Here is a 19,543-nt window from a genome sequence, read left to right on the forward strand (position 1 = left end):
CTAGCGTTGGGCCTGTTGCTTCCTCATCGACGCTAGCCCTTGGACGTCTATAGTTTTACGATAGTCGCCCAGACTTCTTTCTTCGATGAACTGCAATATCGTTTGAACCTGGATAGGGTAAATAAAGTTTACATTCCGCATCCCTAAGTGCCACATCACCCCCTTAGGGAGACTTTGAAGCTACATTCCGCATCCGTTGCCAAACCGTAAAGCTTAACAGCATAACGATGCTAGCCATGGTGGCATGAATCACGATTGGAGTCATACCTTGCAGTTTCATCGCCACCCAGTTGGCAACCCCAGTCAGCCCCCAAAGGGTGATGGCGGTGCGGCGCTGGGATAATCCTAAGGCTAACAAGCGGTGATGCAGGTGGTCTTTCCCAGGGGTACTGAGGGGATTTTTACCCGCCATCAGTCGCCGAATAAAAACCTGGGTGGTATCCAGCACGGGCAAGAGCAAGAACAGAACTGGGGGCACCAGAGCAAAGACTGTGGTTACTTTCAAGTTGCCTAAGATGCTGGTTGCCGCCAGCACATAACCGAAGAAGTAAGCTCCGGCATCCCCCATAATGATGTGGGACGGATGGAAATTATGCCGTAAGAAGCCGAGTGCAGCCCCTCCCAGTGCCGCTAAAAGCAAGGTAGCGGCTGCACGCGAGGGAAATTGAGCGGAAACTGCCAAAAGGCTCATTGCGGTGATAAAGCTCACTCCCCCAGCCAATCCGTCCATCCCATCCATTAAATTGATGGCATTGGTAATTCCCACAACCCAAAGTACAGTGAGAACCACCGAGAACAAGGGGTCAATCGGAGTACCAAAGGTCGCTTCAATTCCACTGTGATTGGCGACTAACAAAAGTGCCGAAAGAATTTGAGTCAACAGGCGAAATAGGGGAGGTAGCCCAAACTGGTCATCAATGAAGCCTACCAGTACCAAGATTGAGCCGCCCAAGAGAATGCTTAGGACTTCAGCTAAGACCCCTTCGATCACAATAGGTCTTAACAGGCTTGCGAGTATTAGTGCCGCAACCACTCCGGCATAGATAGCTAATCCACCCGCATTGGGTAAAGGTTCTCGGTTCAGTCGTCTAGCATTAGGTTGGTCAGCCCAACCAACCCGTAACGCAAAAGAGCGCACTGATGGAATAAAACGCCAAGTTACCCCCCAAGCTAACGCAAAGGTAAAAACCACCGCCAGCCAGCCAGTTCCACTGGGATCGGCGATGCCGAGAGACCGAAGCAAGTCGTAAAAATTCATCTCCCAATTCCCGCCAGACTGCCAATCATTAACATTAGCCTCAACAGTACACGAATCAATCCGCTAAAGTGTTACCGAAGTTTTTTCGCTTATGCCTGTATAAAATAAAGATCAACGGCATTAGTGTCAAAGATTACCTTACGAAAGTTTCCGTATTTCAGGAAATTGCCACTTTGTCATCTATATATAGATGTGATGTATTGAGACAGACTTCTCAGAGGCATGGACTCTGATACCAGATCTCTATGACTTCACACCAGCCTATGCACTCTTAAGATAGCTACAGCCTGCACCTAGTGTTGAAGTTAACACTGCACAACAAACGGCGTCCGTACTCAGCTCACACTAAGGATGGAAACCAAAGCGGTAGTTAGTCTCAGTCAAGGGGAAGGGAGTGCCGTTAGAACAAACACGTCCGATTACCTTTGGTGAGGGCTTCAACCCGATCACGCAGAGCCGATGCATCTACAAACACCCAGTAAATTGAAGACAGAGGTAAGATAACTGCGTCACTTTATCTGTCTAGAAAATTACTTGTAAGTTGGGCGTAGTGAATTAGGTTTCGGAGGATTCTGGTAGCGGTTCATGGCTTTGGGGAGTTGTTGAGGCGGTATCGACCGACTCAATGTACTGACTATCCATCAGAAACGCTCCTTTGGTAAAGCGAACACCCCAATATCCCCCAGGACGCCGATCAAGAATGATACCCTCTTCCCCAATGTGAATCACATTTGGGGGGCGCAGCATCGGCATGGGTTCAGCCGTCTTGACGTAGCGTGGTAGTGCGATCACCCGGACGCGATCGCCAACAGCAAATTCCTTAGACATAAGCTACAGGCAAACTATTTCACCTACAGTCTAAAGGGTGATGGAGAAGCAGGTGTATCCTAAGTTTTCATCCTTCAAGCTTCATCCTTTAGCTTTTACATAAGCGCTGATTGCGTCACTTAGTTCTATCTTCTCGCCTAAATAGGTAATTCAGGACGGGCACAGAGACACCATCCTGAAAAATTTAGCCTTCTACATAACACAGAGATGGAGAGGTGTAGGATTCCTTAACTTAAACTTAAGACTCTTAATCAGCCTCCTATCCCTTTTCCGTCACCCCTCATCCTAATTAAGGAGCCTTCCAAATGCGTTGGTGATATTGCCCCAAATCAGCATAAGGGTCTGGCGCTGGGTGGGAGTGGTGATGTCCGTGATCATGGTGATGACCATGTTGGTGATTATGGTCGTGAGAGTGACCGTGAGCGCCATCTTTCCCAACCGCTGCCAGCCGGAACTTGCACATCTCACAATTCATTTGTACCTGCCCCAGTTGAGTCTCAATTTCCCGCTCCCGTAGAATCGATAAAAGCTGAGACTGAATTCCCATTTCTGGCAAACAGGTCATCGAAATTTCTGGATATTTCTCCTGCTGCTGGGCAGTGATGTCAAAAATCTTCTTGACTAAGGCACCTGTAAACAGGAAATACGGCAGAACAATAATCCGCTTGGGTTGGTACAAGCGAGCACGACGAAAGCCTTCTTCTAAACGAGGATGGGTAATGCCGATAAAGCAAGTTTCAACCGTTTGGTAGCCGCTCCCTTCCCAGAGAACGCGAGCCATTTTGTACACATCCCCATTGGCATCCGGGTCGCTAGAACCTCGACCGACAAAAAGCAAGACGGTATCTTGTCTTAAGGTTGAAGGTTGAAGGTTAGACCTTTCAACATCTAACGGGTTAACTTGCTGCTCTTGTGGTAAACCATCCAATGCAGCAAGGCGATCGCGCCATAATTCGAGTATTCCTGGAGTAATGCCAAAATGCCGCCCATAGTGAAATTTAACTTGTGGATGTTTGGCTCTAGCTCTGTCTAACTCATTGGTGACATCAAACTTATTGTGTCGTGCAGCAAATAGCAGAATCGGTAAAACTGAGAGTTCGGTGTAGCCTTGTGCTACACACTGATCTACCCCCTCCTGAATGGTTGGGCCGGTTAGTTCTAGAAAACAGGGCAGAACAGGGCGGGAGGGATCTAAAGCCTGGTACGCTTGAGCAAAATCCAGAAATGCTTGACGCCCATCCTCATCCCTAGTGCCATGACCAATCATCAACAAAGGTCGTTGTAGCGGTAGAGGGGGTAAAGATAGAGAGTCAGGGGTGAAATCGATTGTATTGGCGGTAGACATTAACGTTCAAGCTTCTTCCCGTGCGAGGCAGGAGATAGAGTGGACAGGCAACAAATAGGCGTTCTGGCTTAAGGAAGTATGAAGGACAGAACGTAATTGTGACAACAATTACTTGGTTGTACTTTTTAAGGTTGAGCTTTTACAAGTCAACCTTTTTTCATCCTTCATCCTTTATCCTTCATCCTTTCCTCTGACAGCTGCCGCACAGCCCCGGACTTGCACCGGTGTTTCCCTAAGTTGTTGCGGTTTACGGATGCCTTGATATATTAGCGGATTCTACTCAGCCGCAAAATACAGGGGAGGGGGTTTTCTGACTCTCAAGCTGGCAATCTTGAACTTATGCTCTTGAAACCCTGTGCCTCAAATCTAAAGCTTTTAAACGAGAGCTTTTAAACGAGCGATCGCCTCCTAAAAATAAACACCCACTTCAAACAAGAAGTGAGTGCTTTCTATCAAAAATTCAGAATTAAGAAGCGCTACCTAATTTAATAGGCATCTTGTAACTCGTAAAAATCAGGCGAGATATAATCCTTGCGTAAAGGCCAACCCACCCAATCTTCCGGCATCAAAATCCGTTTTAAATTTGGGTGCCCTTCATAGACAATGCCGTACATATCGTAGGTTTCTCGCTCTTGCCAATCGGCGGCTTTCCAAATCCAGTAAACAGAGGGCACCGTAGGATTATCTCGCGGTAAAAATACTTTAACGCGCAGTTCCTCAGGTCGGTCAGCCTTATCTCTAAGTTTAATCAAGTGATAAAAGCTGACTAACTCACCACCTGGCCCTGTATCATAGCCACCTTGACACTGTAAATAGTTAAATCCATAGGCATACAAAGCCGTAGCAACGGGTATTAAGACTTCTGGATCAACCTTAATCACCTCAACACCTAGGTGATCAGGTTCCATTAACTCATTGTCAAAGCCGTTTTCCTGCAACCAACCCGAAACCTTGCCCGCCTGTACTATTTCCGAGGCTTCTTGAGTCGCTGGTTTTGATTCTTCAGCCACGAGATACCTCCTGCTTTTGATCCGATTTGAGAGCTGGTGGTACTGGCATTCCCATCGCTTCGGTCAACTCCTTGGGCGGAGTGTAGCGAGTTTCCGACTGCAAGTACTTACCTGTCAAAATATCTGGTACTACGTTCATTTTGTGGGTTGTGCTGTAGTACCGATGAGTCTGCTTAAGCTGAGATCTTTCCTGGATAGAGTCGTTGGCTACCTTTTTACGCAGCTTAATAATCGCATCAATGATGGCTTCGGGACGGGGAGGACAACCAGGGATATACACATCCACAGGAATTAACTTATCCACTCCGCGCACGGCGGTTGGGGAATCCACGCTGAACATACCACCTGTGATGGTACAAGCTCCCATAGCAATCACATATTTGGGGTCTGGCATTTGCTCGTAAAGACGAACCAGAGCGGGTGCCATTTTCATGGTGATTGTGCCAGCCGTAATGATTAAGTCAGCTTGACGGGGGCTAGAACGAGGCACTAAGCCAAACCGATCAAAGTCAAAGCGGGAGCCAATCAGAGCGGCAAATTCAATGAAGCAGCAGGCTGTTCCATACAACATAGGCCATAGGCTGGAAAGGCGTGCCCAGTTGTAGAGGTCATCGACTGTAGTCAAAATGACATTTTCTGAAAGATCTTGAGTGACGGTTGGTCGCTCAATTGGGTTGATAATTCGTTCATTTTGCTGCTTACCTAAAGCAGCACTGTTCGTTGTTGGATTGGGGTTCATGACCATTCAAGGGCTCCTTTGCGCCACGCGTAAACCAGAGCAACCACAAGAATTGCTATAAAAATTAAGGCTTCAATGAAAGCCAGCAGTCCGAGGCGACTGAAGGCGACAGCCCAAGGATACAGAAATACCGTTTCCACATCGAATATCACGAAGACCAGCGCAAACATGTAGTAACGGATGTTGAACTGAATCCATGCTCCCCCTATGGGTTCCATTCCGGATTCGTATGTGGTACGCCGCTCAGGTCCCCCGGTACTGGGTCGCAAAAGCTTAGATGCAGTCAGTGCTAAAAGGGGGACTAAACTGCAAGCTAGTAAGAAGCCTAGGAGATACTCGTAGCCGCTAAGAACAAACACGATGGGTAACTGCCACTAAAAACTTGCGTTATTAATTCTTTAACCTTCTTAATTATACGGGTTCGGTTGTTTTGTCCTAATTGGAGGAGCTTAGCGGAAGCATTATTAAAAGCAATCGTACTCTTCCAGCCAATTTATTGACCTTGTTCTAATTTTTCAGAGTGCCAGCCCAGTTAGGGTTTGGATGGAGTGGGTTTCACCGGATCGGTTGTAAAGGTAGATCGGAACTTCCCACTCATATCACTCTATGTTTCAATTGTAAAGATTACCTTGACCTAAAATTATGAGAATTCTTGTATCGGAAGGCGACGGGTATCGGCATCCGCCATAGCGTTTTTGTTTCGTAACGTACAAGTATCTCTTCCTGTAAGGAGCATAGGCGCGGCGCTAGCGGCTTGCGGTGCGAAGAATTTCTTTCCTGTGACTGTAACGGTATATACAGGAGTTTTCACTTAGGTAGTAAAGTTGTCCATCTGTGCGATAATTTTTTTAACATACATTTTAAGATTTGCGTCCTAATTGTAACTGTGAGCGATGAGCGAGCAAGCCAAAGAGCAAACCCTTGCTGAGACAGCGCCAAGTCGTTATGAATGCCGCTCTTGCGGCTACGTCTATGAGCCTACCAAGGGAGATAGTAATCGTGATGTTCCTCCAGGGACGCCTTTTGAAGAGTTGCCCAATGACTGGCGTTGTCCCGTCTGCGGCGCTCGAACTTCTCAGTTTGAGAACATTGGTTCGAGTGGAGCGCCTTCTGGCTTTCAAGAGAACCTGAACTATGGCTTAGGGGTTAACCGTTTGACCCCAGGGCAAAAAAATCTATTAATTTTTGGTGCCTTGGCTTTAGGCTTCTTGTTCTTTCTCAGTCTCTATGGTTTGCGCTGATTGGGACACAGTTAGTGACTGTCTTGGGGACTGGGGAATAGGGGAGCAATCACTTCTGAGTTTTGAGTTTTGACTTTTGTCTGACCAATGACAGTTCTGGAGGTTATGAGCGATTTGATGAAAGCGCTGAAACAAATTGTAATATTGCTGGGAATCGCCCTATTTTGTGTTAGCTGTAGTAAAGTTCCATCTGTAAGTTATAATCCCTGGCAGGTTGTTCCCACATCAACGGAAGCCACCTTACAGGATGTTGGTTTTACCGGTGACCTGAACCATGGATGGGCAGTAGGGAGTAATGCCACTCTTTTAGAAACAAAAGATGGCGGTAAAACCTGGCAAGAAAAAGGGTTGGAGCTGGGAGAGACAAACTATCGCTTTACGTCTGTGAGCTTTGCTGGTGACGAAGGCTGGATTGTGGGTGAACCCTCAATTTTGCTGCATACTACAGATAGCGGAGCTTCTTGGTCTCGCATCCCCTTAAGCGAAAAGTTACCCGGTTCGCCGAATACCATCTTGGCTCTTGGCCCCAAATCCGCCGAGATGACGACCACGGTCGGAGCGATTTATCAAACAAAAGATAGCGGTCAGACTTGGAAAGCCATGGTTGAAGAAGCCGTGGGTGTTGTCCGGAATATTTCCCGATCTGAAGATGGCAAATACATTGCTGTTTCCGCTAGAGGGAACTTCTTCTCAACTTGGGAACCCGGTCAGAATGCTTGGGTACAGCATAACCGCAACAGTTCCAGGCGTCTTCAGAGTATGGGATATGGAAAAGATGGGCGTCTTTGGTTGCTGGCGCGGGGAGGACAAGTGCAGTTTAGTCGCCCTGAAGACCCAGAAACCTGGGATGAGTCTCAAAATCCAGAATTTTCAACGAGCTGGGGATTCCTCGACCTAGCCTACCGTACACCTGAAGAAATTTGGGTTGCTGGTGGTAGTGGGAATTTGCTTTGTAGCTTTGATGGTGGCAAAACCTGGCAAAAAGACCGCGAGATTGAGAATGTACCTGCCAATTTTTACAAAATCGTTTTTGTAACAGCAGAGCAAGGATTTATCATTGGTCAGAAGGGCGTTTTGCTCAGATATGAGCCACCTTCAGAAGCGGCTTAAAACAAGTGAAATCACTTGAAGCGAGGGAAGCCGATTTCGTATTATAGTGATTGAGTTTTCAAATGTTGAAAGGAAGGAGGAAATAGCTGTGTCAGGTTCAACTGGAGAGCGTCCTTTTGGGGACATTATTACAAGTGTTCGTTACTGGGTAATTCACAGTATCACTATTCCCGCTTTGTTTATTGCTGGCTGGCTATTTGTGCAAACGGGTCTGGCCTATGATGTGTTTGGTACACCCCGTCCTAATGAGTATTTCACCCAAGACCGTGTGGAAGCACCCATTCTAAGCGATCGCTACGAAGCCAAACAGCAAATCCAGCAATTCTTAGGTAAGTAGTTCTAAAACAGGTTTAAGACAATGACAGGTAATACTCCAAATCAACCCATTTCTTATCCAATTTTTACAGTTAGATGGCTAGCTGTTCATACACTGGGCGTGCCGACTGTTTTCTTCTTGGGCGCGATCGCAGCTATGCAGTTTATCCAACGTTAGGAGAAACAACGATGCCAGAAAGAGCTCCCAATCCAAATAACCAACCCGTTGAACTCAATCGGACTTCCCTTTACTTAGGTTTGTTACTCATTTTTGTTCTCGGTATTCTGTTTTCCAGTTATTTCTTCAATTAACTGGATTTACTGGTAATGATTTTTGTTGTGAATTAGGAGGTAGAAGTTATGGCTGGAACAGGAAAAATTCCTTTGTGGATTGTTGCCACAGTTGCGGGAACCGGTGTAATCGTAATTCTTGGTATTTTCTTTTATGGTGCCTACGCGGGGCTAGGTTCCTCGCTGTAGGTTCCCTCCCAAGCTGTGGTTAATGAAGAATTAATTTGATGTTTATTTGACAGCAAAATAGTCATCAAAAGTCTATACCGCCCACTTGACTCAAATGGGCGGTATTTTAATGAGTCATGATTGTTTAGAGTTCAAACTCATCAAGAGAGAAATCGGATAAGTTTGAAGGCACCACTACACAATCAACGGCTACTTTGCGACTCTCCCGTTGACTATCAATATCAACCGCGATCGCTTCAAACCGAATTTCCACACTACCAAAAGGAACCGTTAACTGAGTCAGCGCCTCTTGCTCACCAGTGCGATCAGGAATCAGATCCATTAACCAGCGTGGCCCATCCAACAAAGAGCGGCTTTGACGGTCTTGAACCCACAGCTTGACACACAGACGAGCTGGATGAGGTGGCAATGTGACCCGGAGAGTGACCAGTTCTCCAGCCGCCAGTTTGCTGGTAGGTATAGAGAGTTCGGGTGCAGGGATGGGTAGTGCCAACTGCCGTGGGGAGAAAATCTCCTGTTGAAGTTGAGGTGTCAGCGGCACCGGGGCAGAAACCGTTTCTATTGTCTCAGTTTTCACCTTAACTTCCGGTGTAACCATAGGTGTTTCCGGTACGGCTAGGTCTTCGTCGTCTACCACAAATTCATTAGATTGAGTAGACCAATCTGTATCCGTGATATCAACCGCCGCTGACGGCTCAAATATTTCTGTTTTTGGGAAAAAACTCTCGTCCAAGGAAGGCGGTTGCAGGGATTCAGCCTCGGTCATGCCCTCTGGGGGGCTACCCAAAGCCATTGGGGCGTCAAATTCATCGCTGCCTTCTTCCCATATCGCCTCATCAAAATCAGTGAGCAATGTGTTAGAGGTCAGTGGTTGTGTCACTTCTTCCACATTAATTCCGACTGGCTCAGACTCAGAGAGTTGATTGACCGCCTCATCTGCCTCATGTTCTACTGAATGGCTAGGAGGGGATAATTCACCGCTCAGCCACTTGGACAAAGCAGAATCTGCCGCGATAGAATTAAGCCGCGACCAAAAACGGTCTTGTATGTTTAACGATTGAAAGGCATTATCCACAACCACCGACTCTGACGAAGGCTCACTAGGTTCATTGGTAAGTCCTAGTTCTGAGGTAATGGCTTCCTTCTGACTAACGCTATCCGGAATCACTGCCTTACCGTTACCAGCAACCTGCTCAGGCATTGGAGGCATTTCGGTGGATAGCATCTGTTCTCCCACAACATCTGAGTCAGTAAGTGAGGAATCAGAACTATAGATAGATATCGCCCATTCATCAATCTCCTCCGCTTCTTCCAGGGGAGATTCTCCCGTCAATTCTACATCCTCAGCTCCTTCTAAAACCTCTGATGATGGCTTCTGGTTAGGGGGTTTTGAGGCCAACGCCACATCTTCTAAAAAGTCAGCGTTAAAGATGTCCAGAGAATCTTGGGTACCCACCTTAGCGAGTTCGTTTTCATTAGTAGTACTATCCTTTAGTGACCCATTATTGGGAGACTCAACAACCGGAATGGGAGAGTCTGATTGTTCTGGAGCGAAGGGCAATGCCTGTGCTTCTTGAGCAATTGCTTGTGGTGGTACGCTTTGGGTAATCGCCTTACTCGATAAAGAACCTGCGCTCTGTATTTGTGAAATCGCCACTTCTAACTGTTGCAGGGCATTTTGAAGTTGTGGCTCTGGAGTCGTATCTTGAGGTGTATCGGATACCAAAGACTTTGGTACTGTAGAGGAAGAGTCTTCCGGCAATGAGAGCGGTTGCGTCGGCTCGACCGCATCTGGAGAAGGAAACTTCACCGACTCAAGTTCACTGAGAATCCCAACAGGTGATTCCGACGACCCAACCAATGATTCAGCGCTTTGGCTAATGGAGCGCACTTTAGGCAGTTTTGGCAGTTGGGGAGATCTTGAGGGTTTGGATGTGACGGTTGGTTGGTAAAGTTGTGGCGGCAAGGGACTCGCCGAAGAAGGTTTTAGAGAAAGCGGCGGATGACTTTGGGTCACGTCTACCAAGTCAAGTACAGGCGGATCTAGAGAGGGGGCAGATGTTTCTAGCCATCCTTCCTGAGATTCTGATAGGGGCGCGAGGTTCTGAGCGAGTACCAGCACTTTGGCTACAGGCATGGCCTGGGTTCCTGGAATAATTGCTCCTAGTAACTCTTCTAAATCAGCCGTGACACTAAAAGGTTGACTGGCTAAAGCAACTGATGTTGACGAATTGGATAAGTGTCCTTGCCTGTCGTAAAGCGTAACTTTTCCTAAAATCAGACGGGTCGGGCAATCTGAAGGAATCTCTAGGGTATGCCTAAATGCGATCGGAAGCGGCTGTTCGGGTAGAGGCTGTTGAACTTCTAGCAAGATTCGTGAGCTTTGAGGGTCGCGCAACTCATAGCGCAGGCTACCTTGAAAAGCCGTCTTCAAGTCCCTGGATATTTCACCACTACTCAACTGATTAACATCTAAAACATCCACTTGACCCGAAATCCTCAAACACTCTCCTCGTCGTGCAACTAAGGCTTCTTCGTCCAGGGTTAATAGGAGTCCTTGCTGATTAGTGGTGCTCTCGACCAACTCCTCTAACTCCTGCACAATCAGAGGTTGGGAAGGTTCAGGTCGCTCAAACTCTTGCATGACTGGCTCAAGCACCTGTTGCAGGATTTGCTCCAGCATTTGCAAGGATTGATCCAAAATGGGGTTGGTCGATGTTGCAACTTCAGGCAAGTACACGGTGAGCGTATTGTCGTTCTCTTCTGACTCAGCGGGTTCAGGGCGAATGGCTTGGTTTGCTAAGAAAGCCAGCACAACCTCAGTATCAACAATGTCCTCGCTATCGGACGTGGAAGCTGTCGGTAGGGGTTGAAGGGATGATTGATCGGCAGGAGGTTCAGGGACGATTTCCAGACTCGCCTGAATCTGCTGGAGTTTGGCGATGATCTCACTTTCCACCTCAGACATTTGCTCCTCAGAGGTCATTACCTCCTGCGGGACTTCATCCTGTTGGCCTAATGGGGTTGCTTCTAATGAACTGACCGAATGTTTGGGCGGCGGGGTGTTTTCGTCTTCTTCCTCTCTCTTCTCCACCCCCCATTCCTGTTCGCTCCCGATCGCATCTGAAGCCACGATAGGGGTAGACTGAGGAATTTCAGTTTCTATTGGGGTCGGTTCAACGAGGTCACTTTTAGCGGTGATAAGAGACTGTTCATTTTCGCCTAAATCTGCCTCAATCTCGGTTTTAGCTGGGGCGAGAAGCGCTGATGGGGGTTCAGGCAGTGCCATGGGTGTGACTTCTGCCAAAACGACCAATTGAACAGACTGCTGCCAGGAGTTACCCAAAAAATCGGACATGATATCGCCACAGCAACGAAATTCCCAGAATCCGGGTCTGAGGTAGGTAAAGGGAATTACTACCATTAACCCTTCTGGGTTAGTACGGCGCGATCGCTTCTGAGACCTTCGTTTCGGCGGAACTTCTTCGGTGCTGTCATGAGTGATGCAAATTTCCACATCCGTATTGATCCGGGAGGAGTGAGCCACGACGCGATACCGACCCGCTTTGATTTCAGTCTTTGAGTTTATGGGCAGCCAAGTGCGATCGCCCTCTTTTTGTAGTAGAAATTCCCAATATTCCATAGCTATTAGCGATTCTTCTATGAGCTATTAGTTTGGACTGTGGAAGAGGCTTCCGTCTAGAGTTTAATCTCTAACATCCAATTCTTTAATTTCTTTAGTTTAATGGTTGCTAGAAAGTTGCTAGAAATTCGCTCACGAATCACCCAGCCGCTATTTCAAGCTCTCAATCTGGCCTCGTAGCTCATCTGCTTTTTCTAGTAAGTCAGCGATGGCGATCGCACTTTGTTCTTTAGACGCCATCCACTTGAGCTGAACCGTTTGGGTTTGAGCCTCCTCTTCACCCAGAATCAGGCACGCCACGGCACCGCTACGGGAAGCACGAGCAAATTGCTTTTTAAAGGCACTGCCGCTCAAGTCTAATTCAACGCTAAATCCAGCCTGACGTAGCTGTTGCGCGAGTTTGAGCGATTGAGCTTCGGCGGCCTCGCCTCTGGATACCACATAAAAATCGAGTCCTTGGCGAGGAGTCTCTTGTATTTGCTGCAACAGTATAATTAAACGCTCCAGACCAATAGCCCATCCGACCGCAGGCGTCGGGGCACCCCCCAATTCCTGAACCAATCCATCGTAGCGACCCCCTCCACAAACTGTGGCTTGTGCCCCTAAGTCATCGGAGATAATTTCAAAAGCCGTGTGGGTATAGTAATCCAACCCGCGAACTAAGCGAGGATTAAGCTGGTAGCAAATCCCTAAATTACTCAACAATTGCTGCACTTGTTCAAAGTGACGCTTGGAGTCTGAGCCGAGATAGTCCAAAATACTGGGGGCATCCTGAGTAATTTTCTGGGTGCGCTCGTCTTTACTATCCAAAATCCTCATGGGATTGCGAGTGAGACGTTCCTGAGAGTCTTTGTCTAACTCATCTTGGTAAGGCATCAGGTAATTCACGAGTGCCTCCCGATACTGATGCCTATCTTCTAGATTTCCCACAGAGTTGAGGTCAAAACGGAGGTTCTTGAGTCCCAGCGTTTGTAGGATATCGGTGGCGATCGCAATTACCTCAGCATCCGCCCTCGGATCGGCACTCCCAATCACCTCAACTCCCAATTGATGAAATTGCCGCTGACGCCCAGCTTGAGGATTTTCATAGCGAAACATTGGCCCAGTGTACCAGAGGCGTTGTACCCCTCCACTGGCGTAGAGATTGTTTTGAATCAAAGCCCGAACTACACCCGCTGTTCCTTCTGGGCGTAAAGTCACAGAACGGGGCGGAGTGGCTCGATCATTAAAAGTGTACATTTCCTTGCCCACGATATCGGTGGCTTCACCAATACCCCGTGCAAATAGATCCGTCCGCTCAAAGATAGGGGGACGAATTTCCTGATAAGCGGCTCTATCAAGAATTTGCCGTGCGATCGCCTCAACCCACTGCCAATACCGGACTTCCTCCGGCAGAATATCCCGTGTTCCTCGTAAAGCCTGAATTGAACCCATTAAACTTTCGCTTCCCAATGATGTCCTACGGCATTTCCTGGGAAGTTTCTGCTTCCCAGGCACCATAGCGGTTTTGATAGTATGCCAAAATTTGGTTCACTCGTTCCCGGCTCAAAGCATCAGAAGCGTCAGCATACTGAATCCACAATCCACCGACTTGACTTTGGTGATAATCAAATGATGCCGCCGTCTGAGAAACCAAACCCACATCCACCCCTGGCACTTGCCGCAAGTGAGCTGCGACCTCCCGATATACAGCCAAGGGTAACCCAGGACAACGAATTTGATGACGCAGCAGCTCCAGCACGATGTTTTGTACTCCTTTTTAACAAACTATCCAATCAAGTCAAGCTGGAGAAGAGACAGTTGTATGGCTTGGTGTCGAGGCGGGTGGCACAGAAGCTGTCGGGGGTGGTGGGGGTTGTCCGGGTCCACCAGGAGATGTGGAGGGCGTTTCACCAACACCTCTGGCCACCTCAACACCATACTGCTCCAAAATCACGACCGGGTTTGGGCCTCGATTGGTCTCAATTCGCTTGACCAGAACTTGTCCATTGGCAATGCGTTGTCCTTCCCGGACGTAGCGATCGGGTTCATTGGGAACTTTCACGATTGCCATCTGCACACCACCCACTTCAACAACTCCTGTTACTTGAACTCCTTGTGCTTGGGTTGGTTCTGGCAGTTTTGGCAATTCGGGTACAATCTTGGGAGCAGCTCCAGGGGGAGCCAATTTTGCTGTTTGACCTGGTTGTGACCCAGAACCAGAAGGGGATGAATTTGAGCCTTTTGCTGTGGGTGGCGGCGGCAACTTGAGGAGATTCGGTAATGGTTGGGCGGCAATCACACCTTTTCTCTGAGTCTGTGACCCATTATTTCTCTGTGACCCATTATTTCTCTGTGGCCCATTATTTTTTGTTTGTGGAGCTAATGGGATTTTAGGCAGTTGTGGTGCAGGAAGCTGAGGTACAGTGGGCACTGGTCGATTGTTAGCACCCTGGCTAGCAGATTGGTTGGGTGATACTGTCACTTGCGGTTGTACGGGAACAGCCGAAAATGGATCACTTTTCTTCCCCAGAGGAACTCGTTTTACTGCATTTTCAGGGAGTTCAGGCTGAATCAAACCAGGTACCGCTGAGCTAGTTCCCGGTTGTTGGGCAACCAAAGGCTTACTTCCGAAAGGAGTGGAAGTTGCAGCAGGTGAGGGTTTGGGAGGGCTTACAGAGGCAGCAGGCTGAGGCGAGGGGGTTTCTGTCACCGCCTGATCTTCCTGGTTGCCAATCAGACAGCCGTTTGTTAACAGAGCGAGTACACTCACCAACGCAATTAATGAAATTTTACGCATGACCAGTTCCCCAAGGATTTACCAGAAGACACCGCCGACCTTATCAATCTCAGACTCAGAACTCGATCCGATGTGTAGATATCTTTAAGTATATCGAAACAGTTGTTGGAACTTCCCAGACAAGAGCAGGAGTGAGCGAGATGTTTTTGTCAAAAGTTGCGGTCAATCCGCTATGATACCTGATTGGAAAACAGAACAGTATATTGCTAATGTACAGAAAAATTTCCTTGATCAACTTTCTCGACGGCTGGTAAACGAAAACCAAGTTATCGCTGTAGAGAGTTTGAATGTCAAAGGGATGGTAAAAAATCACAATCTAGCTAAGGCAATTAGCGATTCTAGCGGGTCAACATTTGTTGGAATGCTCAAATATAAATGTGAGTGGGAAGGCAAGGTATTAATGCAAGTTGACCGATTCTTTCCATCCAGTAACATCTGTCACGAATGCCTACATCAGATAGGTGAAATGCTGCTTGATGTTCGGGCTTGGACAAGTCCAAGCTGTAAAACACATTATGACAGGGATATTAATGAGGCAAAAAATATTCTTGCCGAAGCGCTTAAGCTTCTCGCCACTGGCACGAGGGCGACTGCCAGTGGAGGGAGTGTAAGACTAAGCCGGGACGCCAGTCATCAGTGACGGCAACTCCCCGCGAAGCTGGACGCCAAGCTTTTATTTCGTAGAAATGAAGCATGGTAGTTCACCTCTAGAGCTAAACTTTAGTTAGAAGATCGCTGACTTACTCTATACTCTTCAAATTCCTTAAAGTTTTGCCTATCAAGTTTTCATTTGAATGAGTCTGCGTTTCGACAGCCTCGCTCAACTTACCCCATGAAATATAAAACAGGAGTTGTATTATCGATGATTCCTTCCATTCAACGACTAGGGATAGCCTTGTTAGTGGCTTCTAGTATGGAAATTGCATTAAGTTGTATGAATCCAATACCTTCACAAGCCGCATTGTTGACACTCAATGATGGTACAACCTGCGAGGGACAGTTCCAAGGACGCAATGGTAGAGGGCTATGTGTTTTCTCAGAGGCAGGAGGCGGTAGTCCTTATGACTACTACGAGGGGGAGATCCGCAACGGTCAGCCCAACGGTAGGGGTATCTTTGTGTATAACAATGATGACCGCTATGAGGGACAGGTTACCAACGGTCAACCTAACGGCAGGGGAATGTTTTTGTTTGCCAATAATGACCGCTATGAAGGAAGCATCCGCAACGGTCAGCCGAATGGCACAGGAACCTTTACGTTCTCGACAGGCGATCGCTACGTAGGAAGCGTCCGCAACGGTGTACCCCACGGTCAAGGAACCTTTACGTTTGCGAATGGACAACGCTACACAGGAGGCTTTTACCTAGGTCAAGTCAAGGGTAATGGTACCTTAATACACGCCAATGGTGTACGCTGCCAAGGGACTTTTTACAATAGCAAATTTACGGGTAAAGGAACTTGCACTTATCCGTCAGGTTCTCCTTATCGAAGCTATACGGGAGAGTTGCGTGCTGGACAACCTGAAGGCAGAGGAGTATTAACGTTCGCGAACGGACAAATCTACACTGGGGAGATTCGCGATGGTGAACCTTTTCGTCCCGATAGCCGGAATAGCCGTCAGCGTTAGTAACTGATTCAACTTTCGTAACGACTACGGGAACAGAGTCTACCGCGCTTCAGCTGTGTTTACTAAGGTCTTGGTCTTGCCTTATATAGCCTGTTAACCTCCTCAGTGAGGCGCTTAATGCTCTGCTCCACTCATGAATTTTTTCAGGGCATCTAGTCCTTTTTTCACACGCCGGGAGACCGTCACGACGCTAATGTCCAGGCGTTCTGCCACCTCTTTTTGAGTCAAGTCGTGTAAAAAAACAAATTCTAGAACATCACGAGTCCGTTTTTCCAGGAGCGCCAAAGCTTGTTGCAGGCGAATTTGATCTTCTTGGGCTAACTGAAAACTGCGATAGCGCGGATCGGGGACCAGTTCACCTAAGCTGGAAGTTCCCTCTTCGGCGTCTCCCACCGGTGTATCCAAACTTAGCGGTTCGCGATTTTGGTGAGCTAGCTTAATTTCTTGCCATTCAGCAAGAGAAATCTCTAGTGCTAAGGCGATTTCAGAATCGGTCGGCTGTCGATTAAGTTTTACCCGTAATTCTTGAATCAGTTCCACAGACTGTTGCCGTAGCGCCAGCCAGCGTCGAGGAATGCGAACCGAGCAACCGCGATCGCGCAAATAGTGCTGAATTTCCCCACGGATGTAAGGAATCGCAAAGGAGCTAAAAGCACTTCCTTTGGTTGTGTCAAACCGTTCAACAGCACGAATTAAGCCAAGACAGCCTACTTGAAGTAAATCTTCATAACTTTCGGTACACTGATTGACCCAGTGATGAGCCTCTTTTCTAACCAGTCCGAAATTGAGGTGAACGAGTCGGTTGCGAATCTCTGATGAGCCGGTCTGCTGGTACTCCCGCAATAATTGTAGGCTCTCGTGCTTCAGTTCATGGGTGGTAGAGGTAGACATGGCAGGATTGGTGATGGTAGAGCACGTCTGATAGGCGACTCTAAACTTAGTTTGAGTTTCCCAGACAGGTCGATGCTGTGATTTGGAACACAGGCTTTAGATTTTTTTAACTGCTTTGCACCCATTACGACAACCGCATGTAAGCTGGACAATGATTGATAGCTACTTTACACGACTCAATCTTGTCATCGGTAGATCTGCTGTTGTTAGAGCCTTTATATTATCAGTTCATTGAGATTTTTCAAAATAGTATTTTCACTGAAATCACGGGTTAGGAGAGACCGTGGTTTCACTGAGGCATTCCCATCACTCTATCCTCACTAAGACTCGTTTTCTCAGCAGGAGGAAATAATCTCCCCTCGGATAGACATTATTTGAGGACACCCAATTTATGGGCCGTAAAATCCGGTTTTCGGGTTAACTGAATCCTACAAAAAAAGGGGCACACGCCCCTTTAACCACGTTCTTACAAAATCTCTGATGGCTTTAGCCGACGCTCAGCCAAAAGAACCAAAAATACTAAGCTTCTCCGGGTTCAACGCGACCATAAAAGATGCCGCGCACCAATACTTCTTCGGGGTCATCAGCACCCAAGTCAGTATCAGAGGGCTGTTCGCTCTCAAATGTACCGGCAATTTCGCCAGTGCTACTATCTACCTTGGCAATCTGGAGGGAGATGTGACCCGGAAGAGTCGTCACTCGCTTAACATTGGCACGGGTGATATCTGTCTTATCCGCTTGGGAAGGGATAGCAACAGCATTATCATAGCCAGAGGCAACACCGCGTCCTTTCGGATCAAGGAAAACAGAACCCCGGTAAGAGGGTACCTTGAACTCACCTTTAAAATCAGTAGACGTATTGATGCTATCGACACCGGGCTGAGATGTAGCTACTAAACTTTTGATGGTGAACAGGAAAGGAACTAACTCCCCTCCAGGCAACTTAACAGTGATGGGTTGAAAGTCAATTCCTTCTTCTTCAACAAACGTCAAACTGCCATCTTGACCTGCTTTTAAAGGACCACGAATTTGGTCAAGGGATGACGTGAGCCGTGTCACTAACTTTCCGGGAATATACTCGGCCTGTTGACGCTTATTCGTCGGTTCTTCCTTGACAAAGAAGGTTGTTGGTTGTAAGCACAGGTCTGTCAGTATATAGGACTGACTGGAATCTATCGGAATAGAACCGCGAGTCGTTTCTGCCAGTTGTGGGCAGTTATTGGCTAGACCAGTATTTTTGATCTGGTCATAGGTGAGCGGAGCATCGGTCGCACTGGCTGGACCTTCACTACAAGCCGTTAACACCCCCAGGCACAAAGCCAGGAAGGCAACAATAAAAGCACGATACCTCATGGTCAACCTCAATCGTCAATATCTAAATCTGAAAATTTCTCTTATGTGATGCGTGAATTGGACTCCAATAATGTTAAGAGTGCAACAACTGCTGTCCTCAAGACATCGACAAGAGATGCCCACAATTCACAAAAAACTTAGGGCGGTTTGAATGCCCACTCCCAAAGGGGGAGGGAAACAATGCAGCACCTTGCGGTGCTAGGTAGAGAAAGGACAGTATGACATTCCCACGACTACAAGTAGCGGGAATTCCTGACTATCTACCCATGCTATAGTTTGAGGCAAACAAACACTTGCGGTGAAAAATTCCATCAATTGAACTGCTGCCAGGTCGAGAACAGCCCATGAGATGGCACCGGATGCGTAAGCCTCTGCTCTTGTTTAAGAGCATTGTACACTCCGAAGGGTCGCCTTTAATCTGAACAAAGCTCTCACATTGCATCTAGCAAATTTTTAAGTCAATCCATGAACCGTGAAAAAGATTCAGATTTAAGGCAGCTAGAGTCCGAACTGCCATCCCTAACCGCCGAGATTCAGGCATTAGCACATCGCCATCAAGGGAATAGTCGAGCGCTGTTGGCCTTGCTACGAGCCTTAGAGCAGACGCATCGCGATATTCATGAGGGATTGTTCCAAGCCTCGTTACCGAGTAATCGGCAACAGCTTTATGCTCTGTTAAGAGATATTGAAGAGTCAGGGGGCTGGCCTTATATCGAGCGAATGAGGTTGCGATCGTTTCTGTCCAATCTTCCCGATTTTGGCATCCAGGCGACTGACACGAGCAGCGAAGAGTGAGCCGTCTTGAAGACTGACGTGCCAGCACCAACACAAGAGTAACCACTCTCTTGACCCTAGCAAGACACAAAGCCTAACAAGTGCTAAGATCCTGCGGTCAGTCTTGGAAATTGAGAAAATTCGACTATT

22 protein-coding genes are annotated in these 19,543 nt (G+C 47.6%); 9 read left to right on the plus strand and 13 right to left on the minus strand.

Going from position 1 to position 19,543, the window contains the following annotated elements; all coding sequences use genetic code 11:
* Positions 1-163 precede the first annotated feature (163 nt).
* The 7 genes from MIC7113_RS00325 to MIC7113_RS35745 all read right to left on the minus strand — a co-directional run bounded on the left by MIC7113_RS00325 (position 164) and on the right by MIC7113_RS35745 (position 5,991).
* Complete coding sequence (locus tag MIC7113_RS00325; RefSeq protein WP_015180172.1) at positions 164-1,258, minus strand: MraY family glycosyltransferase; 1,095 nt, start codon at positions 1,256-1,258, stop codon at positions 164-166.
* A 555-nt stretch (positions 1,259-1,813) separates the two neighbouring features.
* A complete protein-coding gene (gene sipA, locus MIC7113_RS00330; protein WP_015180173.1) occupies positions 1,814-2,086 on the minus strand; it encodes a regulatory protein SipA in 273 nt (90 codons plus the stop codon).
* A gap of 289 nt (positions 2,087-2,375) precedes the next feature.
* Positions 2,376-3,431: a sirohydrochlorin chelatase gene (locus MIC7113_RS00335; RefSeq protein ID WP_015180174.1), complete on the minus strand. Its 1,056-nt coding sequence runs from the start codon at positions 3,429-3,431 to the stop codon at positions 2,376-2,378.
* 485 nt (positions 3,432-3,916) lie between these two features.
* A complete protein-coding gene (locus MIC7113_RS00340) occupies positions 3,917-4,441 on the minus strand; it encodes an NAD(P)H-quinone oxidoreductase subunit J (RefSeq protein ID WP_015180175.1) in 525 nt (174 codons plus the stop codon).
* The gene (ndhK, locus tag MIC7113_RS00345; RefSeq protein WP_216596396.1) at positions 4,434-5,180 is read right to left on the minus strand and encodes a photosynthetic/respiratory NAD(P)H-quinone oxidoreductase subunit K; all 747 of its coding nucleotides are present in this window, start codon (positions 5,178-5,180) and stop codon (positions 4,434-4,436) included. The genes MIC7113_RS00340 and ndhK overlap by 8 nt, the downstream gene beginning before the upstream one ends.
* A complete protein-coding gene (ndhC, locus tag MIC7113_RS00350; RefSeq protein WP_015180177.1) occupies positions 5,177-5,539 on the minus strand; it encodes a photosynthetic/respiratory NAD(P)H-quinone oxidoreductase subunit C in 363 nt (120 codons plus the stop codon). Before ndhC ends, ndhK begins: the two co-directional genes overlap by 4 nt.
* Before the next feature lie 281 nt (positions 5,540-5,820).
* Positions 5,821-5,991 (minus strand): hypothetical protein, encoded by a 171-nt coding sequence (locus MIC7113_RS35745; protein WP_155897886.1) that lies wholly within the window; start codon positions 5,989-5,991, stop codon positions 5,821-5,823.
* Between the two features lie 82 nt (positions 5,992-6,073).
* Here MIC7113_RS35745 and MIC7113_RS00355 point away from each other — a divergent pair, with 82 nt between their 5' ends.
* The 6 genes from MIC7113_RS00355 (at position 6,074) to MIC7113_RS00375 (ending at position 8,326) form a co-directional block, all read left to right on the plus strand.
* Positions 6,074-6,421, plus strand: a complete 348-nt coding sequence (locus MIC7113_RS00355) for a rubredoxin (RefSeq protein ID WP_015180178.1) — start codon at positions 6,074-6,076, stop codon at positions 6,419-6,421.
* 105 nt (positions 6,422-6,526) lie between these two features.
* Positions 6,527-7,531, plus strand: coding sequence for a photosynthesis system II assembly factor Ycf48 (locus MIC7113_RS00360; RefSeq protein ID WP_041780293.1), 1,005 nt, complete (start codon positions 6,527-6,529; stop codon positions 7,529-7,531).
* 88 nt (positions 7,532-7,619) lie between these two features.
* A complete protein-coding gene (gene psbE, locus MIC7113_RS00365) occupies positions 7,620-7,868 on the plus strand; it encodes a cytochrome b559 subunit alpha (protein WP_015180180.1) in 249 nt (82 codons plus the stop codon).
* 21 nt (positions 7,869-7,889) lie between these two features.
* Complete coding sequence (psbF, locus tag MIC7113_RS34350) at positions 7,890-8,024, plus strand: cytochrome b559 subunit beta (protein WP_015180181.1); 135 nt, start codon at positions 7,890-7,892, stop codon at positions 8,022-8,024.
* Positions 8,025-8,035: 11 nt separating this feature from the next.
* Positions 8,036-8,158 carry a photosystem II reaction center protein L gene (locus MIC7113_RS00370; RefSeq protein ID WP_015180182.1) on the plus strand — a complete coding sequence of 41 codons (123 nt, stop codon included), beginning with the start codon at positions 8,036-8,038 and terminating at the stop codon, positions 8,156-8,158.
* 48 nt (positions 8,159-8,206) lie between these two features.
* The gene (locus MIC7113_RS00375) at positions 8,207-8,326 is read left to right on the plus strand and encodes a photosystem II reaction center protein J (protein ID WP_015180183.1); all 120 of its coding nucleotides are present in this window, start codon (positions 8,207-8,209) and stop codon (positions 8,324-8,326) included.
* 124 nt (positions 8,327-8,450) lie between these two features.
* Here the strand turns inward: MIC7113_RS00375 and MIC7113_RS00380 are convergent, their stop codons facing one another.
* The 4 genes from MIC7113_RS00380 to MIC7113_RS00395 all read right to left on the minus strand — a co-directional run bounded on the left by MIC7113_RS00380 (position 8,451) and on the right by MIC7113_RS00395 (position 14,748).
* Positions 8,451-11,969 carry a hypothetical protein gene (locus MIC7113_RS00380; protein WP_015180184.1) on the minus strand — a complete coding sequence of 1,173 codons (3,519 nt, stop codon included), beginning with the start codon at positions 11,967-11,969 and terminating at the stop codon, positions 8,451-8,453.
* 150 nt (positions 11,970-12,119) lie between these two features.
* Positions 12,120-13,403, minus strand: coding sequence for a histidine--tRNA ligase (hisS, locus tag MIC7113_RS00385; RefSeq protein WP_041779834.1), 1,284 nt, complete (start codon positions 13,401-13,403; stop codon positions 12,120-12,122).
* 25 nt (positions 13,404-13,428) lie between these two features.
* Positions 13,429-13,710 carry a hypothetical protein gene (locus MIC7113_RS00390; protein ID WP_015180186.1) on the minus strand — a complete coding sequence of 94 codons (282 nt, stop codon included), beginning with the start codon at positions 13,708-13,710 and terminating at the stop codon, positions 13,429-13,431.
* Between the two features lie 39 nt (positions 13,711-13,749).
* Complete coding sequence (locus tag MIC7113_RS00395) at positions 13,750-14,748, minus strand: hypothetical protein (RefSeq protein ID WP_015180187.1); 999 nt, start codon at positions 14,746-14,748, stop codon at positions 13,750-13,752.
* Positions 14,749-14,920: 172 nt separating this feature from the next.
* On the opposite strand from MIC7113_RS00395, the gene MIC7113_RS00400 reads away from it, so the two are divergent.
* Both MIC7113_RS00400 and MIC7113_RS00405 read left to right on the plus strand, forming a co-directional pair.
* On the plus strand, positions 14,921-15,388 hold the full coding sequence (locus tag MIC7113_RS00400; protein ID WP_051055504.1) for an RNA-guided endonuclease InsQ/TnpB family protein: 468 nt from the start codon (positions 14,921-14,923) through the stop codon (positions 15,386-15,388).
* A gap of 222 nt (positions 15,389-15,610) precedes the next feature.
* Positions 15,611-16,375 (plus strand): MORN repeat-containing protein, encoded by a 765-nt coding sequence (locus MIC7113_RS00405; RefSeq protein WP_015180188.1) that lies wholly within the window; start codon positions 15,611-15,613, stop codon positions 16,373-16,375.
* A 114-nt stretch (positions 16,376-16,489) separates the two neighbouring features.
* Here MIC7113_RS00405 and MIC7113_RS00410 read toward each other — a convergent pair whose 3' ends face one another.
* Positions 16,490-17,266: an RNA polymerase sigma factor SigF gene (locus tag MIC7113_RS00410; protein ID WP_015180189.1), complete on the minus strand. Its 777-nt coding sequence runs from the start codon at positions 17,264-17,266 to the stop codon at positions 16,490-16,492.
* A 519-nt stretch (positions 17,267-17,785) separates the two neighbouring features.
* A complete protein-coding gene (psbO, locus tag MIC7113_RS00415; RefSeq protein ID WP_015180190.1) occupies positions 17,786-18,619 on the minus strand; it encodes a photosystem II manganese-stabilizing polypeptide in 834 nt (277 codons plus the stop codon).
* Between the two features lie 465 nt (positions 18,620-19,084).
* On the opposite strand from psbO, the gene MIC7113_RS00420 reads away from it, so the two are divergent.
* Positions 19,085-19,414 (plus strand): hypothetical protein, encoded by a 330-nt coding sequence (locus MIC7113_RS00420; protein ID WP_015180191.1) that lies wholly within the window; start codon positions 19,085-19,087, stop codon positions 19,412-19,414.
* Positions 19,415-19,543 lie beyond the last annotated feature (129 nt).

Source organism: Allocoleopsis franciscana PCC 7113 (assembly GCF_000317515.1).
Lineage (GTDB): Bacteria > Cyanobacteriota > Cyanobacteriia > Cyanobacteriales > Coleofasciculaceae > Allocoleopsis > Allocoleopsis franciscana.